We start from the raw sequence: 19,716 nt of genomic DNA, 5'->3' as shown, positions 1-19,716 counted from the left end.
CCTCTGTACTTGTTGACGAGTATTCAGCGCGCTGATTGGCAGCCATAAAAAAGGCGACCGAGCGGTCGCCTTTTGTCCACTGATGTATCTGAACCGTTACCGCACACCCTCTGCACGCAAGGCCGCTGGCGTGTAGTCGGCAGCCTTGGCTTCAAAGCCGAATTCGTAACTGTGCTTCTCTTCGTTCTTCATCCCCAAGGCAATGTAGCGGCCGGCAATGATGTCGTAGAGCGCTTCGAGTGTGTATGCCTGTGCCTGATGCTCGTAGTGATATTCAGAGTGGCCTTCGGCTACGCGCCAGAGTTGACCGCGACCGTCGTAGTGGTCGGCCAGTGCAACCTGCCAACTGTCCTCGTCGATATACATGTGGCGTTTGGCGTAGATATGCCGCTCATTCGGTTTGACGGTGCCGATCACTTCCCAGACCCGGTGCAACTCATAGCGCGTCAGGTCCTGATTGATGTGCCCGGCCTTGACGATGTCGTCGTACTTGAGGCTCGGCGAATCGAGTTTGTAGCTGTTGTACGGGATGTACATTTCCTTCTTGCCGACCAGTTTCCAGTCGTAGCGATCCGGTGCGCCGGAGAACATGTCGAAGTTATCCGAGGTACGCAGGCCGTCGGCGGCAGTGCCCGGACCGTCATAGGCTACTTGCGGCGCACGACGCACGCGGCGCTGACCGGCGTTGTAGATCCACGCCAGGCGCGGTTCCTTCACCTGATCGAGGGTCTCGTGTACCAGCAATACGTTACCGGCCAGACGCGCTGGAGCAGTCACCGACTGCTTGAAGAAGGTCAGCACGTTGGCGGCTTTTTCCGGGTCGATATCCTTGATCAGTTGCGGCACGGCGATCTCTTCTTCGAAGCGGATCGGCGTGTAGCTGCCGTTGGTCTGTGGGGTGACCTGGGTGATGATGCGTCTGACGTTGCCGCCGTGGTAACGGGTGATGTGGTTCCACAATACCTCGACGCCGTTCTTCGGGATCGGGAAGGCGTAATAGCGATTGCCGGTGAAATTGGCCAGGCCGTTACCGTCGTTGATCGTGGTGACGTTGAGCGCACTGCGCTTGGCCGATTCGTAGATTTCCGCCGGTGCGGCGACAGTGCGGTGGGTGGTGTAGACCGGAATTTTGTAAGTTTCCGGGTAACGTTTGAACATCGCCACCTGACCGTCGGAGAGCTTGTCCTTGTACTTGTCGACGTTGGCTGCGGTGATGGTGAACAGCGGTTTTTCATTGGCGAACGGGTCGGCGAGGAAGCCTTTGCTGTCCACCGCTGCGGCATTTTTCGGTATGCCGCCAGTCCACGCCGGAATCGAACCGTCAGCGTTGCCGGCCTTCTCGGCCCCCAGCGGCGTCAGGCTGGTGCCGAGCTTGTTGGCCTCGTCCGGCGACACCGCCGCCATCACGTTGGCTGCCAGCAGACTCAGGGCCAGCACACCACATTGCAGAATCATTTTGCGCATTGCTTTCATCCTTCTCGGGCAGATCAGAAGTTCACGCCGAAGCTCAGTGCGACGAAGTCACGGTCTTCGAGGACGTTGTAGTCACCACCGAAAAAGTCGGTGTAACTGAGGCTCGCGGTGTAGGTGTTGCGGTAGTCGGCATCGACGCCGACGCTGATTGCTTTCGCGCCTTCGTTGAACAGGCCGTTGGGGCCATAACCGGCGACGTCATGCGACCACGACAGGTTGGGTTTGAGGTTGATCCCGCCGATCACGTTGGCGTAATCGAGGATCGCCCGGGCGCGATAGCCCCACGAAGTCGAGGTGACAAAACCGTCGGTGTCGCCGCCGAAACCGTATTGGCCATACACCGAGTCGCGGCCATAACGCAGCTTGTCGCGCGACTCCAGACCGCCGACCCGCACCACGGCGGCTTCACCGACCAGGGTCAAACGTTGAGCGCCCCAGACCTGATCGAAGAAGTGCGTAAGGGTGCTCTGGATTTGCGTAACTTCCTTGCGCCGATAGCCTTTGTTGTCCGCCCCCGGTGACGTCGAAAGTGGCGACGCCGTACCACCCGCAATCGGGTTGAGCAGTGCCAGCGTCAGGTCGTTGGTGTTGACCTGCACCGGAGCGTTGGGCCGGTAGCTGATCTCGCCAGTCCATGCGGTGCCGGTCGGTAAGGTGGTGGAGAAACTGGCGCCGTACAGACGGATGTCTTCCGGATACTCGAGGTAGTACTGACCGCGTCCGAGCATCACGCTCTGCGCCAGACCGGAACCGCTGCCGGGGGCCAGGCCGTTGGCAATACCGACCATGCCCGGTAACGCCGCGAGGGTCGAAAGCCCCGCCGTGGTAGTGCCCACGGTTGGCGTGCGGCTGTGGTAATTCATGAAGTAGAGACCATACTCGGTATCGTCGCCGAGCCAGCGCAACGCCGTACCCCACTGTCCGGAGTCCCGTGCATCGCGGTCACCGCCACGGGGGATCACCACGCCTTCGCGAGTCACCTGAATGCCTTGACCAAACGCCTGAGTCAGCGGGACAAACGGTGCGATCGCCGGGTTGCCGACGGTGTAGCCGTTGTTGCACCCGTCCGCCGCCACATCGACGCCAAAGAAGGTGCCGCAGTTGTCGAGAACGGTCTGATCCCATTCCAGTTGATAGAAACCTTCAACGGTCAGTTGATCGGTCAGGCCTTGCGAGCCAAACAGCATGTTGACCGGAATCAGGCCTTCCTTGATCTCCGCACCGGGGCGACGAAACGCCGAAACGTCGATCGGGTTGATGCTGTTGATCGAGTTACCGATGAAGGTACTTTCGCCCCAGCTCACTACCTGCTTGCCCGCGCGCACGGTGCCCGGCAGATCGGCGATGGAATAGTTGTGATAGACGAATGCATCAAGGATCTGCGCGCCGGAAGATTTCGCGCCTTCCTTGCGGCCGCTGTCGCTGATCGGCTTGAACTCGCGATCTTCGTCCTTCAGCTCGAAGTCATACCAGTACTTGCCGCGCACGAAGACACCGGTGTCGCCGTACTTGAGTTCGAGGTCATGAATACCTTTGAAGATTTTCGAGAAGGTCTCGCCCTTCTTGAAATTCAAACGCCCGTCATCACCGGTCGAGGATTGCCCGGTACCACCATTGACTGTGCCGACCAGCGATTTGTCGGCATCGCGCATGCCCCAGCTTGCGCCGATCGACAGCGACGAGTCGAAGGTGCCTTCGATTTCGCCAATGTTGAACGCAACCGCTTGCGCCTGGGCGCAGCAACCCAAAGCCACCGCGGCTGCCAGCGCCTGCGGTGTGAAGATGGCGCGCATTGTTGTTTTTGTCATGCGTCTTCCCCGGTGAGTGACAGAAGGCCCCACCCTACTGCCGGGCAACCGCGTCGATAAGCGCACCAAGGAGGTATTCGTGTTGTCGCTCGAAAGGATGAATGGCCTTGCGCGACGGGGCTTTGCGCCGTTCATGGATCGGCTGGATGGAGGATCATCAGTGCAGCGCATGGTACACATCGGATCACGCGACTGTTGCATGCCCCGCAACAGTGCATGTCCGGAATTGGTATTTTTCCTACGTGTTCAAGACCTTATTCTGAACGCGCTTTGACGGGACACGCCGTAAAGCCCGAAGCCAGCTACGCTAAGTGACTGAAGCGAATGGCAACAGATTCCAGATAAATCGAAAGTTCGGTTTATCGCCCCGGTGTTCACTGACGTTGATTTGTAGCTCCTTGATCCAACGTCTTACCTTGGCCGCTGCGTTTGCAGCGGCCTTTTTTATGGGCGTTGAAAAAAACCTCTACAACTTGCAAACACTTTCCGAGAACAACGTAGGACATTTCCTGCAGCGCAGAAGAATTCTCCCTACTTTGTTATTAGCCTGCGAAAACCCTCTCGAAACAAAGCCCTGTTACTTACGGGCTTCTCAGATTTTGTAACCGCAAGTCTGATGTAACTTGAAACACCTAAACCCCTCGCTGGTGACACGGACGTCGCTATCGGTCGCGCTGACTTGCCAGCGAATTATCACGCACATTCAAAAGGACATGAATATGCAAAAGCCTCCACCCTTTGTGTTAACCGAAGCTGTTCATACGACGGCAACAGCCCCCCCCAACACACCTTTGATTAGAGGGACATCACCGAACCTCTCCCAAAGCGGCACATTTGCTATTCCCAACAATGTTCAAGTCAACTCTCGGGAGTTTACTGCCCACAGCCTGAGAACTGCTCGTGAGTTTCAAACTCGAACAGAGCAACTGCCCCAATCAATTGAGCAGGATCTGGCCGCAACGCGGCTGGAAGGTGCAACCCACCCACTTCCTCCCGCGCAAGCAATCCTTCGTGAGTTGGGTGTACGACATACCCTCATTCAAAGAAAAACCGCTGAATTTCATCAAAAAATAGCACAAGCCAATCAGTTCTTTGGAGATGACCCACTTAATAAAGACTTCCATGCCTACTTTCGAAAAGCCCAAAGCATCGATAGAACCGTTAATGCGCGGGGAATTGCGATGCAGACCTGGGCTGCCTCGTACAGAGCCGCACACGAAGCGAAATTGCTGGCGCAATCAATTCAGATGCTCAACCAGCAACAGGTCAACGTGCAGAACTGGCTGGCCGCCGTTCAGACAAATGATCAGGCGCAAGCACAAGCGGCGGCAGAAGCTCGGCGAGTAGCGGCAGAACACGCACGGATTGCCTTAGAACAGCAACGTCAAAGAGAAATTGCTGAAGCTGCACGTCAAGAGCAGGAGCAAATTCGTGCCCGTGAACAGGCGCGACTTGCCACCCTGGCGAAAAAGCAGGATATGGATGCATACCTGGCAAAATACTCCGCCCAGTTGGCACGCATTCTTGCTGAAATGAGAGCTGAAGCTCGGGAACAAGCGCGAATCGCGGCATTGAAGAGCGCTTTAGCCGAAGCACAAGCAAAAGCTGAAGCAGCCGCACAGGCGTTTGCTGCCGAGCAGGCTCGTCTTCAAGCGCAAATGGAGCAGCGTGTAGAAGCGAACCAGCAGGAAGGTCATTCAGCAGAGATCCAGCATGTATATCCGGCTTCAGGAGCCGTGGCTTCAACCAGTCCGGTTTTGTCTTTTGCCTCCAAAACCATTCGTCTTCCTCCGGCATCGTCATCCGGGATTCTCAGCGCAATGCGCACAGGATTACTGGCCGTGAAGGCTGCAGGCGCTGCGCTGATCAGCGGTCCGGTGCTGGTAGGTTTCGCGGCACTGTTAATGCCATCACGCTTGGGCAACGGCGAACGCTTTTCCATGAGCGTTCCACTTGCGGAGTTGTCGCCGGAGTCTCCTCAGACATTGCGCGAAATAGCGGATCGGCAAGGCACATTAGAGCTGCCCGTGGGCTTAGGCGTAAGGCGGCTCGGGGCTGGCGCTGAAGTCTTCGTCGCTACAAACGATGACTTCCATATCCGCTCGAGTGTGCTGGTTCTGAATGCGGCCTATGACTTGCTGAATGATGTTTATGAAGTAGCGCTGCCAGATTCGCCGACGGACTTTCTGACCTGGACGCCCGCCATCTCGCCGGGTGACAGCTCGACTGAATCGCCCGTGGTAGATACCGACTCCCCGGCGTATACGGGCGCTCCGATTGTTCCGATCGAAGGACGGTTGGACCTGAATCCGATTCTGGTCGAAGGCTGGGAACGATTCATCATCGTGTTTCCCGATGACTCGGGGATTGCGCCGCTTTATGTGGTGTTCAGCAGTCCGTACGCGGGAGGTTATGTAAAAGGGAAATACAGCGGTCGGACCTACAACCCAGAGCAGTCTGGTGGACCAGTACTTGATCTGGATTGGCGAACGGCTGTAATCACGCAAGCTGGAGTCACCAACGTGAAATTACACGTAGCGAGATTCAACCAATCAGACGCTAACGACATCATGATTCAGCGATTAGAGAGAATTTTAAAAGGTGATCTGAATTTTACTGACACTGACCTGCGTTACTACACTCACGAATTGAGAGAGCTGGAGCGATACAGAAATTTTGGCTATAGCGACGACACATCGCCCTCTGAGGAATCCACGATATGGAACAATGCCCATACTGCGACCCTTGAGGACTACAAACTCGGCAGCGAATTGACTCTGCTCTACAACGAAGAGGCAGTCAACGCAATGAATGCTCAAGATGAACGGGAATATCAAAACGACATGCGGAGTTTCGTCCAATGACTACTGTCGAGAAAATCATAAAAAACGAACCGATTGCGGACGTCATTTCACTCTTAGCACTTTGTTTTCATCCCATGCGCCTCGATCAAATGTATGCACGTTATCGCAAGGATACAATCTCCCACAGTGTCTTCATCGACACATACAACTCGCTGTTCAGAGATGGGGTGTTGTCCTACGACGAAAATGGAAAAACCATTAAAGGTCCCAATTGGACACCGCCAGCGTTCATGACAGAAAAACGCTACGACTAAAACACAAAAAACCACCCGACCATCACTTGCATTAGTCGGGTGGCTTAAGTACTTAAAGCGAATACTTCTGCAAATTCGCCATCATTTCCTTCAGCGCTTCAATATTGTCCTTCGGATGCGCCGCCCCCTCGAAATCACAGATCTGCTGCCAGTGCGCCGCGACATCTTCCGGCGAGAAACCTACGCGCGGATCAAAACCGGCACCTAGGCTGCGTTCCCAACGCACCTTGCCCATCCAGCCGCCACCGACCTCGAACAGTCCGGACGTTTCCTGGCATTGCTCACTGGCCAGATACACCACCAGCGGGCTGACCAGTTCCGGTTTCAATTGCTCGAACACTTGCGGCGGGATCAGGCCTTCAGTCATACGCGTGCCGCCGGTTGGGGCGATGGCGTTGACGAGGATGTTGTTTTTACGGCCTTCGATGGCCAGGGTGCGGGTCAGGCCGTAAAGGCCGAGTTTGGCCATGCCGTAGTTGGACTGACCGAAGTTGCCGTAGATGCCTGAGGTCGAGGCGGTGAAGATCACCCGGCCGTAGTTTTGCTCACGCAGGTGCGGCCAGGCGGCGCGGGTGACTTTGTAGGCGCCTTCGACGTGGACGCGGTAGACCAGATCCCAGTCGGCGTCGTCCATTTTGTGGAAGGTCTTGTCGCGCAGGATGCCGGCGTTGTTGACGACGACGTCGACACGGCCGAAGACGTCGAGCGCGTTTTGTACCAGTTTGTCGCCCTCGGTGACCGAGTCGTGGTTGGCTTCGGCGATACCGCCAGCCTGACGAATTTCCGCAACCACGCGATCAGCGGCGGAGGCATTGGCGCCTTCGCCCTGAGTCGAGCCGCCAAGATCATTGACCAGCACTTTGGCGCCCTGTCTGGCAAACAACAATGCGTGGGCGCGTCCGAGGCCGCCACCGGCTCCGGTGACGATGACGACTTTATCTTCGAAACGCACAGATTCATTCATCGCAGCAACTCCAGCAGGCCAGTATTGATCCTGAGTGTCAGGCACAGGGCTTTTGGTCACAACGAATACGGCTGAGGCTGAATGGTGTGCAATAAGGTTGGGGGATGATGAGGGCGTCAAAGAAACAAAAGATCAAAAGATCGCAGCCTGCGGCAGCTCCCACATTGAATTTGTGTCGGAGCTGCCGCAGGCTCGGGCCGCGTTCGGACGATCTTTTGATCTGTCAGGAGCACGCCACTTTGCGCGGCGGCAGCACAAAACGCTCACGAAACGCCAGGTAGTGCTTGAGCACCTGCACCGGCGCCTCGGTCTGCGGATAGTGGCCGATACCCGGCAACAACACCGTGTCCGCGTCCGGGATCAACTCGCGGTAACGCTCGACCATGTGCGCTCCGGAAATCGGATCGACTTCGCCATCGATCACCCGTAACGGAATCTCGCCGCGCTGCATCGCCGTCACCCAGCGATCCCGCTGCACCCGGCGTTCGGGAATGTAGCTGATCAACTTGTGCATGATCCGTGGCCCGCGATTGCTGTCGACCAGACTCCAGAAATCGTCCAGTTCACTTTCAGTGGGGCGGGTCTGCGGGCCGAAGATCTGCCGGAAGCTTTTTACCAAAGCGTCGCGGGTGAATGCGCGGCCGATCATCCAACCCAGCGGACTGAGCAGCAGTTTCTGCATCAGCACCGGACGATGGGTTTCCGGAAACAATCCGCCGTTGAGAAACACGCAACTGGCCACTTCGATCAGGTCTTCGTAGTGCCGGGCGAGCAGTTCCTGCGCAACGCTGTCACCGTAATCGTGCGCAAGCACATGCACCGGTTGCTCGACCTGCAAATGCGCGAGCAAGGCCTGCTGCAGGTCAGCCTGTTCCAGCAGGCTGTAGGTGTGATTGAGCGGTTTGGCCGAATCGCCAAAGCCGAGCATGTCGCATGCTATCACTCGGTATCGCTGGGCCAGCGGCTGCCACAGGTAATGCCAATCCCAACTGGCGGTCGGGAAGCCGTGGATCAGCAACAGCGGCTCACCCTGCCCCGCCGTCCAGTAGCGAATCGGCTGACCACGAAAGACAAACGTCTGGCTGCGTTTGCGCCAGACACACAGAGGAATCTCGGCAAGAGGCATTAGAGTTTATATCCGGGGTCTTGTTTATCGAGTTTGCGCAGCAGCGCCGGCCAGGCCAGCGCGCCACCCATGCCTTGAGCGCTTTTGGTGACGCCGGCGATCATCGCTTTGGCGCCTGCCAGAATTTGCGGTTCGATGGCGATGAGTTCAGCCCCGCCGGTTTGCGCCATGACCTGAATGTCGCAGGCGCGCTGGAAAGTGAACATCATCAGAAAAGTGTCGGCGATGGTGCCACCACAGGTCAGCAGACCGTGGTTGTGCAGCATCAGGAAATTGTTGTCGCCCAGATCGGCCTGCAAACGCGCCTTTTCTTCGTGGTTCAGCGCCACACCTTCATAGGCGTGATAAGCCAGGCTCGACAGCACGAACAGCGACTGCTGGCTGATCGGCAACACGCCCTGCTTTTGCGCCGACACCGCAACACCCGACGCGGTGTGCGTATGCAGCACACAAACCACGTCGTGTCGCACTTCATGCACGGCGCTATGGATGGTGTAGCCGGCGGGGTTGATCTCGTAGGGGCTGTCCATGAGTTTGTTGCCGGCCTGATCGACCTTCACCAGGCTCGACGCCGTGATCTCGTGAAACATCAGCCCGAACGGGTTGATCAGGAAATCTTCGGTGCCCGGCACCTTGGCGGAAATATGGGTGAAGATCAGGTCGTCCCAGCCATGGGCGGCGACCAGTCGATAACAGGCGGCGAGATCGACACGGGTCTGCCACTCTGCGGCGCTGACCTGGTCTTTGACATTAAGGGACGATTGGACGGGGGCTACGCTCACTGTATGCACCTCTGCGTTCTTATTGTTCTGCACGTGTGAGCAGTCTAGTCAGGCGCAGAGGATCGCGTAGTTGCATTGGCAGCCAGCTTGATGACTGATCGAGTCAGCAATGCAAACAGCTTGGATCCATGTCAAAGCAACGACGCCAACAATGGCGCGGCAAACAGATTGAGCAGGCCGGTCAATACCATCACCAGCCCGGCGACAGAGCCTTCTTCGCCCCCCACTTCATGGGCGCGACTGACGCCTGCGCCGTGCGCGCCAACCCCGAACAGCGCACCGCGCGCCAAGGCACTGCGCAACGGCAACCACTTCAAGAGCACGCCGCCGAGCATCGCACCGAACACGCCGGTGAACATTACGAACACCGCCGTCAATTCCGGCACGCCACCGAGATTTTGTGCCAACGGCATAGCGAACGGTGTGGTGATCGAACGTGGTACCAGCGACATCGTCACCGAACTGTCCAACGCCAACGCCTTGGCCAATCCGAACGAAGTACCAATCGACGCCGCACTGCCGACAACCATACCCAGCATCAGTGCCGACCAGTGCCGCATCAACAATCGGCGTTGCTGCCAGATCGGTACGGCGAACGCGACGGTCACCGGGCCCAGCACCAGCATCAGCCAGTGGGTGTTGCTCGAATACTCGGCATACGCCGTGTGCAGCGGCACGGCGAGCGCCAGCAGCAAGGCCGGCACCAGAATCAGCGGCGACAATACGTAGCGACCGGTACGCCGATAAATCCAGCGGCTGAACAGGTACGCCAGCAAGGTGAAGGCGAGCCAGAACATCGGCATCCATTCAAGCTTCATGGGAGCGCCTCGCGCGTACGGCCAGTTCCACGGTGAACGCGGTGACCAGCATCACCATCAAGGTGCTGGCGGCGATCACCAGCAAAATCCGCCAGCCGTCATTGCGCAGTAACGCGCCGTAATCGAGCAAGCTCATCAGCGCCGGAATGAAAAACAGCAGCATCTCGGCCATCAGCAACCCCGCGCCCAATTGCAGTGCCGCCGGGTTGACCCAGCCGAAGGCAAAAGCCAGCAGCAACAGCGCCATGCCGATCACGCCGCCGGGAATCGGCCAGGCTAGCCATGCGGCTAGTTGGCAACCGAGCAGGTAGAGACTGAGTAACACGGCGAGTTCGACGAAGAGACGGGAAAGATGTTTGAAGCGGGCGGCGTTCATGAGGTTGGCTCCTTACAGAAGCCTATTTTACGAAGTGACCTGCCATCCCTGAAGCGAATTGTTAGACTCAAAGCCATTCCAGAATGGAATCAGGCCATGGAATTCAAACAGCTGCGCAGTTTTGTCGAAGTCATGCATCAGGGCGGTTTCACCCAAGCCGCAAAAAACCTGCACATCAGCCAATCTGCGGTGAGCAAACAAATCGCACAACTGGAGCAGAGCCTCGGCACGCCGTTGCTCGAACGACTCGGTTCGCAGTTGCGCCTGACCGCCGCTGGCAGCGTGGTGCTGCAACGGGCCGAGGGCATGCTGCGCTTGCGCAACGAATTGCTCGCGGAACTGGACGACCTCAGTCATCTGGCACGTGGTGAACTGCGCCTCGGCCTGCCACTGCTGGGCAGTGACGCGCTGTTCGCTGGACTGTTTGCCGAATATCGGCGGCGCTATCCGAATATCAGCGTGCAATTGCTGGAGGGCGGCAGTCGCAATATCGAGCAGGCGGTGTTGAGCGGGGAACTGGAATTGGGCGGCAGTCTGTTGCCCAAGGATCCACAATTCGACTGTCAGCCATTTTGCGATGAGCAACTTGACGCCCTGCTGCCAGTGGATCATCCGCTGGCCGATCGCGGCGAGATTGCTCTGGAGGAATTGGCCGAAACGCCTTTTCTGCTCTATCAGCGCAGTTTCGTGCTCAACGACCGCTTGCTGCAGGCATGCCAGCAATTGGGCTTCACGCCGAAGGAAGGCGGACGCAGCGGTCAGGCAGACTTTCTTGCGGCGCTGGTGGCCGCCGGACAAGGCGTGGTGCTGTTGCCCAGCGTGGTCGCGCGCGGTCTGGTGCGGCCAGGCGTAGTGCGCCTGACCTTGCGCGCGCCAGATTATCTGCGTTGGGATATCGCGTTCATCTGGCGTCGTGGCGCGTATCTGTCGAAAGCGGCGCAGGCGTGGCTGAGCTTGCTGCGCGAGCGGGCGATCAGCCCTTGAGCGCGTCGATCAACTGTGCCAGCCAAGGCTCGGCGTCGGTTTCCGGGGTGACACTTTCGCTGGCATCGATGCGCAGCATGTCCTGCACTTCGCGCACGCCCAGTTCGCCGAATAATTCACGCATTTGCTCGCCACCGCCACAGAAGGTATCGCCATAGCTGGCATCGCCCAAGGCAATCACCGCACCCGGCAAACCGCGCCACGCGGCCGGCAACTGGTCGCGAATGGTCGAGTACAGCGGTTGCAGGTTATCCGGCAACTCGCCCATGCCGGTGGTCGAAGTCACCGCCAGAAACGCCTCAGGGCCGAACGCTTGAATGTCCGCCAGGCTGGCGCGCGAGTTGTAGAAGGTTTCAAAGCCAGCGGCTTTCAACAGGTTCTGGGCGTGACGGGCGACTTCTTCGGCGGTGCCGTAGACCGAACCGGAGAGGATGGCGACTTTCATCAATCTGATCCTGAAACTGAAAAAAAGAGCGGCGATAGTAACAGTCTCCAGCGCAAAGCTGCGATTGGATCTCAACTGGCGATAATGGCCAGTAGACAGCGCCTGCGGTTCTTCTAGAATGCGAGCCACTGACAACTCTGAAAGGATTCAAAGATGATCAACGCAAGCTTGCTGCAAATGGTGATCAACGCGTCGAACGACGGGATCGTGGTCGCCGAGAAGGAAGGTGAGCAGGACAACATCCTGATTTATGTGAACCCGGCTTTTGAGCGCCTGACCGGTTACACCAGCGAGGAAATCCTCTATCAGGACTGCCGTTTTCTGCAGGCCGGTGATCGCGATCAGGAGAGTCTGGAGCTGATTCGCGAGGTCTTGCGCAACAATGGATCGTGCCGGGAAATCCTGCGCAACTATCGCAAGGACGGCACGCCGTTCTGGAATGAACTGTCGCTTTCAACGGTGAAAAACGCCGATGACGGGCAGACTTATTTCGTCGGCGTGCAGAAGGACGTGACTGTTCAGGTCAAGGCTCAGCAGCGTGTGGCACAGCTGGAAGCCCAGGTCGCAGCCCTCGAGGCGGAACTGGCAGCATTGAAAGCGACAAACGGTCAAAACAAAATCGCGAACTAAGTGTCATTAACTACAATCACCAATGACTTTGTAACTATATCTTTCGAGTTAGCCATGCAGCGCGACGCCCTCCTCACTCAGGATGAGCTGGATTTCATCCAGACCATGCAGCACAACCCGCAACTGAACGTGCGGGATGCGACGTCGAGTCTGCTGGTTAACGGCGGTTCGCAGATCCGCGATTTGCTCACGCGCCTGGCCGCGCACGAGCAAGTGACCATTCAGGCCAACTTCGAAAACCAGCAAATGACCTTCCCTCTGCATCTGGTGGAAGACGAGTTTCACGCACTGCATCTGCGTCTCGGCGTGCCGAGTATTTACGAAGACGGCCCGATGGTGCGGCCATGGCGACTGGTGCTTGAAGAGCCGGTAGCCCTGGAAAACGCCAAAGGTCAGCCGGGCATGTTGTGGGTACACGAGGTGTCGCACAAAGGTGTGCTGCTGGAAGTGCGCAACAAGACCAAACCACCCAAGCATTTCGCGCTGTGGTTCAGCCCTTCGGGTTACGAGCGGATTTCATTGCGGGGCAATTTCGAACGGGAAACCGAAAGCGGTTTCTACGCCTACGAACTGAGCCAGACCGACACCGACGAAACCGAGCGTCTGCGCCAATTCATCCTGCAACAACATCGCTTGACCCACCCTGCCCTGCACACCTGAGTTTCAGGTATCCAGATTTCCCGCGAGAAACTGCAGCATGCGTTGACGCATGTTGCCACCTTCATTTCCAAGGCATGCAACAGAGGATCCGGCCAGACTGTCCTGCGCCAGATCTGACGCATCGCCCGCCAGCATCAACTGACAATCGAGGCTCAACGCCAGCCGGTTCAAACGCCGAGGCAAATCGGCGCCGGGCGCGTGATTGGAAAACAGCACCAGCGCTTGGGGTTTGATTTTCTCGCAAACCAGCGTCAATTCATCGAACGGCTGCCCCGTGGTCAACAACCTGACCCCCGCATTGCTATCGCTGAGAAACAGCGCCGCCACCAGCAATTCCAGCTCCCGACATTGCCCAGCCAGCGCGCTTACGACCACCCGACGCGGCTGCGTGCCACGCAGCATGACGATCCGTTGCAACACCCGCGCCCGCAGAAATCCATCAAAGAACAGCCACTCGCTGGTTTGCCCGAAAGCCTCCTGGCGCTGCAACAGTTGCAGCCACAAAGGCATCAGAATGTCCTGAAACACCACGGGTTGTGCGTAAGAAGAGAAAATCTGGCCGTACACCCGATCCAGCTGCTGATCATCGAATGCACTGACCGCCTGCTGAATCTGCTCCTGCCATTGCCGGTAATCGGCCTGCACCAGATCATCAGGGATGATGTGCGCCAGCACTTTCATGGGTTCAGTCCTGGCGAGAATCTTGCCGACCTTGCTCACGGCGACACCGCGATCAATCCAGTCGACAATGCTGCGCACGCGTTCGATATCGGTCATCGAATAGAGCCGATGCCCGCTTTCGGTGCGCGTTGGCTGAATCAAACCATAGCGCCGCTCCCAGGCACGCAAGGTCACCGGGTTGACACCGGTCAGGCGTGCGACCTCACGAATAGGGAACAGATCGGCGCGCTCGAGCGCGACAGATGCCTGCGATGCGGGGCTTGCGTCCGTGATGACAGGCATATGGTGTTCAACTTCCATGTCGGTTCAATTGGATCCCATTCTAACGCTTATGCCCCAATGGGATTCAAGTGATGAAATGCGACGAAAGTCGCTGGTTTAATCGTGAAAAACCGGAATAATCCTTGCTTGTTGAAAAACGCAGGCCTCTACCCCCGGCTTTGCGTCAGGCGAAATTCCTACCCGGAGTGACGCACTCGAAATACGGAGATACAAAATGTCTACTTCCCCCGTCACGCTGATGGTTGCCCGTCGCGTCGCCGACGGCCGTTATCAGGATTTGATCGCCTGGCTGCGCGAAGGCGAACAACTGGCCACTGACTTTCCCGGTTATCTCGGCTCTGGCGTGCTCGCTCCGCCCCCCGGTGATAACGAGTTTCAAATCATTTTCCGTTTCGTCGATGAACAGACGCTGCATGCGTGGGAGCATTCGGCTTCGCGCACGGCGTGGCTGGATCGTGGCAGCGACCTGTTCGCCCACCCGAAAGAGCACCGGGTCAGCGGCATCGAAGGCTGGTTCGGCGCAGCCGGTCAGCGTCCACCGCGCTGGAAGCAGGCTGTGGCAATCTGGCTGGCGTTCTTTCCGGTGTCGTTGCTGTTCAACTTTGTCCTCGGCCCCTTGCTCGCTGACATGAGTTTGTTGCCGCGTGTGTTGATCAGCACGGCGTGCCTGACGCCGCTGATGGTTTACTTCTTTATTCCGCTGTCAACGCGGTTGCTGGCGAACTGGCTGAACAGCACCCCGGTGCGCCCGGTGCCAGTGACGTCTTCTGCACAGAATCGATGATCTCTGTGTGGGAGCGAGCCTGCTCGCGAATACGGACTGACCTTCAACATTGATGTCGACTGAGACACCGCTTTCGCGAGCAGGCTCGCTCCCACAGTAATGGGGAAAGCCGACAATAGGTGGGCAAGCCATGTCGCTGTTATAGTTTTTGCTCCCACCGCGATGCGAGCCGTTCATGCCTGATTCCTCCGCCCCGATCCTCATTACCGGTGCCGGCCAGCGTGTCGGTCTGCATTGCGCGCAGCGGTTACTCGAAGAAGGCTATCGCGTCATCTTTACCTACCGCAGCGAACGCCCCGGCGTGCAGACACTGCGAGATCTGGGCGCCATCGGCCTGTTCGCCGATTTCTCCAGCGAAGCCGGGATTCTCGCCTTCATCGAAACACTGAAAAACCACACCGACCGCCTGCGCGCCATCGTGCACAACGCCTCCGAATGGCTGGCCGAAACCCCGGACAGCGAAGCCGAAGCCTTCACGCGCATGTTCAATCTGCACATGCTCGCGCCGTACCTGATCAACCTGCATTGCGGCGAAATGCTGCTGCGCTCGACGCCCGCCGACATCATTCATATCGTCGACGATGTCACCCGCAAAGGCAGCAGCAAGCACATCGGCTATTGCGCCACCAAGGCAGGGCTCGACAGCCTGACCCTGTCCTTCGCCGCTCGCTATGCGCCAGCGATCAAGGTCAACGGCATCGCGCCAGCCCTGCTATTGTTCAATCCCGACGACGACGCGGCGTACCGCGCCAAGGCCTTGGCCAAATCCGCACTGGGCATCGAACCCGGCAGCGAAGTGATCTATCAGAGCTTGCGCTATCTGCTCGACAACCCTTATGTCACCGGTACGACCCTGACCGTCAACGGCGGACGACACATCAAATAACGCCTGCCTGCGAGGATTTCCATGGCCCGCTCACTGCCCGAGAATTACCGCGAAATCCTCATCGGCCTCGGTGAGGATCCCGATCGCGAAGGATTGCTCGACACCCCGGTGCGCGCGGCCAAGGCCATGCAATACCTGTGTCACGGTTACGAACAGAGCGTCGACGAGATCGTCAATGGCGCGCTGTTTGCCTCCGACAGCGACGAGATGATCATCGTTGCCGACATCGAGTTGTACTCGTTGTGCGAACATCACCTGTTGCCCTTCATCGGCAAGGCCCATGTGGCTTATATTCCGACGGGCAAAGTACTGGGTCTGTCGAAGATCGCACGGCTGGTGGACATGTTCGCCCGGCGCCTGCAGATTCAGGAAAACCTCACCCGGCAAATCGCCGATGCGGTGCAACAGGTCACCGAAGCCGCCGGCGTCGCCGTGGTTATCGAGGCCAGGCACATGTGCATGATGATGCGCGGTGTCGAGAAACAGAATTCGACCATGAACACCTCGGTCATGCTCGGCGCGTTCCGCGAGTCGAGCAATACCCGCCAGGAGTTCCTGCAATTGATTGGACGGAGCAAGTAAATGCCACAACTTCAACCGGGAATGGCGCGCATCCGGGTCAAGGATCTGCGCTTGCGCACCTTTATCGGGATCAACGAGGACGAAATCCTCAACAAGCAGGATGTGCTGATCAACCTGACCATTCTGTATGCCGCGCAGGAAGCGGTGCGTGACAACGACATCGACCACGCGCTGAACTACCGCACGATCACCAAAGCGATCATCGCCCACGTCGAGGGCAACCGCTTCGCGCTGCTTGAACGGCTGACGCAGGAACTGCTCGATCTGGTGATGAGCAACGGTTCAGTGCTGTATGCCGAAGTCGAAGTCGACAAGCCGCATGCGCTGCGATTTGCCGAGTCGGTATCGATCACCCTCGCGGCAAGCCGCTGAGCTTCAAGCTGCGAGCTGCAAGCGTTAAGCTACCGCCACCCACAATCCAAACTTGCAGCTTGAAGCCCGCCGCTTGAAGCTGTCTCGCAGAGACTCCCATGAACGAGCAACAACGCCTCGAACTCGAAGCCGCCGCCTTCCGCCGGCTGGTCGCCCACCTGGACAGCCGCAAGGATGTGCAGAACATCGACCTGATGAACCTCGCCGGCTTCTGCCGTAACTGCCTGTCGAAGTGGTACAAGGCCGAAGCCGATGAGCGTCAGATCGAGGTCAGCCTCGATGACGCCCGCGAAGTGGTTTACGGCATGCCGTACGCCGAGTGGAAAGCCCAATTTCAGCAAGAAGCCAACGCCGAACAACAAGCAGCGTTCGCCAAAGGAAAAACCCATGAGTGACCTGAACACCCTGCGCGCCAGCCTGAAGAGCGGCGAACACGCTTTCGCCGACACCCTGGCGTTCATTGCCGCCGGTTACGACTACCAGCCGCAAGCCTTCAACAACGGTGGCGTGGAAAACGCCGCCGGGCAGAACGAAGGCTCGTGCAAGAGCTTGGGTCTGGCGCTGCTGGAGGGCCTGAGCGATGAGGAGGCACTGCTGGCGTTCGGCGAGCACTACCGTTCGGTGGTAGCGACGCCTGAAGGTAGCGATCACGGCAATATCCGCGCGTTGATCAAGCAAGGCCTGGCCGGCGTGAAATTCACCGCCCAGCCCCTGATTCGCCGCTGATCCCAGACCCAACCACAATCCCCTGTGGGAGCGAGCCTGCTCGCGAATACGGACTGACATTCAACACTGATGTCGATTGATATACTGCTTTCGCGAGCGGCTCGCTCCCACATTGGATGTGTGGTGGCTGTGAATAACGGGCACAAAAAAACCGGCCGAAGCCGGTTTTTTTGTATCTGCGATTTAGAACGATGCGTTCTGCAGACCGTCCAGGTAACGCTCGGTGTCCAGTGCCGCCATGCAGCCGGCGCCGGCCGAGGTGATGGCCTGACGGTATACGTGGTCAGCCACGTCACCGGCAGCGAAGATGCCTTCGACGCTGGTCGCAGTCGCATTGCCTTCACGGCCGCCGTGCACCACCAGATAACCGTCTTTCAAGGTCAACTGGCCTTCGAACAGCGAGGTGTTCGGAGTGTGGCCGATGGCGATGAACACGCCGTCAACGGTGATTTCGTCGAAGCTGCCGTCGTTGTTCTTCAGACGCGCACCGGTCACGCCCATGTTGTCGCCCAGGACTTCGTCGAGGTTGGCGTTCAACTTGAGGATGATCTTGCCTTCAGCGACGCGAGCGTTGAGCTTGTCGATCAGGATCTTCTCGGCGCGGAAGGTTTCGCGACGGTGGATCAGGGTCACGGTGCTGGCGATGTTGGCCAGGTACAGTGCTTCTTCAACCGCGGTGTTGCCGCCGCCGACCACTGCGACCGGCTTGTTGCGGTAGAAGAAACCGTCGCAGGTCGCGCAGGCCGAAACGCCTTTGCCCATGAACGCTTCTTCCGACGGCAGGCCCAGGTAACGCGCGCTGGCGCCAGTGGCGATGATCAGGGCGTCGCAGGTGTAAGTCGCGCTATCGCCGGTCAGGGTGTAAGGCTTGGCGGCGAAGTCGACGGCGTTGATGTGATCGAAAACGATCTCGGTTTCAAAACGCTCGGCATGCTCGCGCATGCGTTCCATCAGTGCCGGACCGGTCAGACCATGGACATCGCCCGGCCAGTTATCGACTTCAGTGGTGGTGGTCAGTTGACCGCCAGCCTGCATGCCGGTGATCAGCAGTGGCTTGAGGTTGGCACGGGCCGCGTATACCGCAGCGCTGTAACCGGCAGGGCCGGAACCGAGAATAATCACTCGCGAATGACGGACTTCAGACATGACCTGCTCCTGTTGACCGGACCGAAAAACAGGCCCGGATCGCCGCAATGCCGGCGGGAATAAAAAAGGACCGTGGAAAACCTTGGGGAAGGCTTGAGCTCGACAGTCCTGTAAAAAGTTGGGTGCAGCGTATCGAGGGGGGCAAGATTAAGGAAATACGGTTTAACAATCCAGCTCATAGGTGGTCTCTATGCCGACACACTGACGAGATGGACGTCTTTGTTACAGTGAATGTCGATCGCTCTGCCGCGCTTTCGCCACCCGTGCAAAGTCGGTAAGGTCGGCGCGTTTTCCCTTGCTCGGAGCACCTTATGCCCGCCCCCGTTCTGTCCGGCCCGCAATATCTGCGCGAAGGCCTGAAACTGGTCCTCAGCCCCGGCCTGCGCCTGTTCGTGTTGTTGCCGTTGGCAATCAATCTGGTGCTGTTCGTCGGATTGATCTATCTGGCCGGCCACCAGTTCAGCCTGTGGGTCGATACGCTGATGCCGTCGCTGCCCGAATGGCTGAGTTTCCTCAGCTACATCCTTTGGCCTTTGTTTGTGGTGTTGGTGGCGCTGATGGTGTTTTTCACCTTTACCATGCTCGCCAACGTGATCGCCGCACCGTTCAATGGTTTCCTCGCGGAAAAAGTCGAAGTGGTGGTGCGCGGCACTGATGACTTCCCAGCCTTCAGTTGGGGCGAACTGATCGCCATGGTCCCGCGCACCCTGGCCCGGGAAATGCGCAAACTCGGCTATTTCCTGCCACGCGCCATCGGCCTGTTCATTCTTTCGTTCATCCCGGTGGTGAACATCATCGCCGCGCCGCTGTGGCTGCTGTTCGGTGTATGGATGATGGCGATCCAGTACATCGACTATCCGGCGGACAACCACAAACTGGGCTGGAACGAGATGCTCGCCTGGCTGCGGCAGAAGCGCTGGCAGAGCATGAGTTTTGGCGGGATTGTTTATCTGGTGCTGCTGATTCCGGTGGTCAACATTCTGATGATGCCCGCTGCTGTCGCTGGCGCGACGCTGTTCTGGGTGCGTGAGCGCGGCGCCGAAAATCTGGTGACTCAGCGCTAACGCGACGTC

The 19,716-nt window shown here is 58.1% G+C and carries 22 protein-coding genes; 12 read left to right on the top strand and 10 right to left on the bottom strand.

Going from position 1 to position 19,716, the window contains the following annotated elements:
- Nucleotides 1–96 precede the first annotated feature (96 nt).
- Both U6037_RS04545 and U6037_RS04540 read right to left on the bottom strand, forming a co-directional pair.
- The gene (locus U6037_RS04545; protein ID WP_322845946.1) at nucleotides 97–1,464 is read right to left on the bottom strand and encodes a DUF1329 domain-containing protein; all 1,368 of its coding nucleotides are present in this window, start codon (nucleotides 1,462–1,464) and stop codon (nucleotides 97–99) included.
- A 23-nt stretch (nucleotides 1,465–1,487) separates the two neighbouring features.
- Nucleotides 1,488–3,281, bottom strand: coding sequence for a DUF1302 domain-containing protein (locus tag U6037_RS04540; RefSeq protein ID WP_322845945.1), 1,794 nt, complete (start codon nucleotides 3,279–3,281; stop codon nucleotides 1,488–1,490).
- A gap of 719 nt (nucleotides 3,282–4,000) precedes the next feature.
- On the opposite strand from U6037_RS04540, the gene U6037_RS04535 reads away from it, so the two are divergent.
- Both U6037_RS04535 and U6037_RS04530 read left to right on the top strand, forming a co-directional pair.
- Complete coding sequence (locus tag U6037_RS04535; RefSeq protein ID WP_322845944.1) at nucleotides 4,001–6,145, top strand: S-type pyocin domain-containing protein; 2,145 nt, start codon at nucleotides 4,001–4,003, stop codon at nucleotides 6,143–6,145.
- Nucleotides 6,142–6,399, top strand: coding sequence for an immunity protein (locus tag U6037_RS04530; RefSeq protein ID WP_322845943.1), 258 nt, complete (start codon nucleotides 6,142–6,144; stop codon nucleotides 6,397–6,399). The genes U6037_RS04535 and U6037_RS04530 overlap by 4 nt, the downstream gene beginning before the upstream one ends.
- A gap of 52 nt (nucleotides 6,400–6,451) precedes the next feature.
- Here U6037_RS04530 and U6037_RS04525 read toward each other — a convergent pair whose 3' ends face one another.
- The 5 genes from U6037_RS04525 to U6037_RS04505 all read right to left on the bottom strand — a co-directional run bounded on the left by U6037_RS04525 (nucleotide 6,452) and on the right by U6037_RS04505 (nucleotide 10,465).
- On the bottom strand, nucleotides 6,452–7,363 hold the full coding sequence (locus U6037_RS04525) for an SDR family oxidoreductase (protein WP_322845942.1): 912 nt from the start codon (nucleotides 7,361–7,363) through the stop codon (nucleotides 6,452–6,454).
- A 223-nt stretch (nucleotides 7,364–7,586) separates the two neighbouring features.
- A complete protein-coding gene (locus U6037_RS04520; RefSeq protein WP_322845941.1) occupies nucleotides 7,587–8,489 on the bottom strand; it encodes an alpha/beta hydrolase in 903 nt (300 codons plus the stop codon).
- Nucleotides 8,489–9,271, bottom strand: a complete 783-nt coding sequence (locus U6037_RS04515) for a class II aldolase/adducin family protein (protein WP_322845940.1) — start codon at nucleotides 9,269–9,271, stop codon at nucleotides 8,489–8,491. The genes U6037_RS04520 and U6037_RS04515 overlap by 1 nt, the downstream gene beginning before the upstream one ends.
- A gap of 131 nt (nucleotides 9,272–9,402) precedes the next feature.
- A complete protein-coding gene (locus U6037_RS04510; protein ID WP_322845939.1) occupies nucleotides 9,403–10,089 on the bottom strand; it encodes an LrgB family protein in 687 nt (228 codons plus the stop codon).
- Nucleotides 10,079–10,465 (bottom strand): CidA/LrgA family protein, encoded by a 387-nt coding sequence (locus U6037_RS04505; RefSeq protein WP_322845938.1) that lies wholly within the window; start codon nucleotides 10,463–10,465, stop codon nucleotides 10,079–10,081. Before U6037_RS04505 ends, U6037_RS04510 begins: the two co-directional genes overlap by 11 nt.
- Before the next feature lie 96 nt (nucleotides 10,466–10,561).
- Here U6037_RS04505 and U6037_RS04500 point away from each other — a divergent pair, with 96 nt between their 5' ends.
- Nucleotides 10,562–11,449: a LysR family transcriptional regulator gene (locus U6037_RS04500; protein ID WP_322845937.1), complete on the top strand. Its 888-nt coding sequence runs from the start codon at nucleotides 10,562–10,564 to the stop codon at nucleotides 11,447–11,449.
- Here U6037_RS04500 and U6037_RS04495 read toward each other — a convergent pair.
- The gene (locus tag U6037_RS04495) at nucleotides 11,439–11,894 is read right to left on the bottom strand and encodes a flavodoxin (RefSeq protein WP_322845936.1); all 456 of its coding nucleotides are present in this window, start codon (nucleotides 11,892–11,894) and stop codon (nucleotides 11,439–11,441) included. The genes U6037_RS04500 and U6037_RS04495 overlap by 11 nt on opposite strands.
- A 153-nt stretch (nucleotides 11,895–12,047) precedes the next feature.
- On the opposite strand from U6037_RS04495, the gene U6037_RS04490 reads away from it, so the two are divergent.
- Both U6037_RS04490 and U6037_RS04485 read left to right on the top strand, forming a co-directional pair.
- Nucleotides 12,048–12,524 (top strand): PAS domain-containing protein, encoded by a 477-nt coding sequence (locus U6037_RS04490; protein WP_322845935.1) that lies wholly within the window; start codon nucleotides 12,048–12,050, stop codon nucleotides 12,522–12,524.
- Nucleotides 12,525–12,578: 54 nt separating this feature from the next.
- The gene (locus tag U6037_RS04485; protein ID WP_322845934.1) at nucleotides 12,579–13,184 is read left to right on the top strand and encodes a hypothetical protein; all 606 of its coding nucleotides are present in this window, start codon (nucleotides 12,579–12,581) and stop codon (nucleotides 13,182–13,184) included.
- Nucleotides 13,185–13,187: 3 nt separating this feature from the next.
- Here U6037_RS04485 and U6037_RS04480 read toward each other — a convergent pair whose 3' ends face one another.
- A complete protein-coding gene (locus U6037_RS04480; RefSeq protein ID WP_322845933.1) occupies nucleotides 13,188–14,147 on the bottom strand; it encodes a MerR family transcriptional regulator in 960 nt (319 codons plus the stop codon).
- Between the two features lie 214 nt (nucleotides 14,148–14,361).
- Between U6037_RS04480 and U6037_RS04475 the strand changes: the two genes are divergently transcribed.
- The 6 genes from U6037_RS04475 (at nucleotide 14,362) to U6037_RS04450 (ending at nucleotide 17,497) form a co-directional block, all read left to right on the top strand.
- Nucleotides 14,362–14,931 carry an antibiotic biosynthesis monooxygenase gene (locus tag U6037_RS04475; protein WP_322845932.1) on the top strand — a complete coding sequence of 190 codons (570 nt, stop codon included), beginning with the start codon at nucleotides 14,362–14,364 and terminating at the stop codon, nucleotides 14,929–14,931.
- 175 nt (nucleotides 14,932–15,106) lie between these two features.
- Entirely contained in the window at nucleotides 15,107–15,817 is a 711-nt protein-coding gene (gene folM / locus U6037_RS04470) for a dihydromonapterin reductase (protein WP_322845931.1), read from the top strand.
- 21 nt (nucleotides 15,818–15,838) lie between these two features.
- Entirely contained in the window at nucleotides 15,839–16,399 is a 561-nt protein-coding gene (gene folE / locus U6037_RS04465) for a GTP cyclohydrolase I FolE (protein WP_242205235.1), read from the top strand.
- Entirely contained in the window at nucleotides 16,400–16,771 is a 372-nt protein-coding gene (folX, locus tag U6037_RS04460) for a dihydroneopterin triphosphate 2'-epimerase (protein WP_007914273.1), read from the top strand.
- Nucleotides 16,772–16,869: 98 nt separating this feature from the next.
- Nucleotides 16,870–17,166, top strand: coding sequence for a DUF1244 domain-containing protein (locus U6037_RS04455; protein WP_034154503.1), 297 nt, complete (start codon nucleotides 16,870–16,872; stop codon nucleotides 17,164–17,166).
- On the top strand, nucleotides 17,159–17,497 hold the full coding sequence (locus U6037_RS04450; RefSeq protein WP_322845930.1) for a HopJ type III effector protein: 339 nt from the start codon (nucleotides 17,159–17,161) through the stop codon (nucleotides 17,495–17,497). The genes U6037_RS04455 and U6037_RS04450 overlap by 8 nt, the downstream gene beginning before the upstream one ends.
- Before the next feature lie 183 nt (nucleotides 17,498–17,680).
- Here U6037_RS04450 and trxB read toward each other — a convergent pair whose 3' ends face one another.
- On the bottom strand, nucleotides 17,681–18,643 hold the full coding sequence (trxB, locus tag U6037_RS04445) for a thioredoxin-disulfide reductase (RefSeq protein WP_007912350.1): 963 nt from the start codon (nucleotides 18,641–18,643) through the stop codon (nucleotides 17,681–17,683).
- A gap of 311 nt (nucleotides 18,644–18,954) precedes the next feature.
- Between trxB and cysZ the strand changes: the two genes are divergently transcribed.
- Entirely contained in the window at nucleotides 18,955–19,707 is a 753-nt protein-coding gene (cysZ, locus tag U6037_RS04440) for a sulfate transporter CysZ (RefSeq protein ID WP_007912358.1), read from the top strand.
- Nucleotides 19,708–19,716 lie beyond the last annotated feature (9 nt).

It is taken from the genome of Pseudomonas sp. B33.4, assembly GCF_034555375.1.
In the GTDB taxonomy this organism is placed as follows: Bacteria; Pseudomonadota; Gammaproteobacteria; order Pseudomonadales; family Pseudomonadaceae; genus Aquipseudomonas.
The sequence above is the reverse complement of the archived record's forward strand: the minus strand, read 5'-3'. Positions and strand labels throughout refer to the sequence as shown.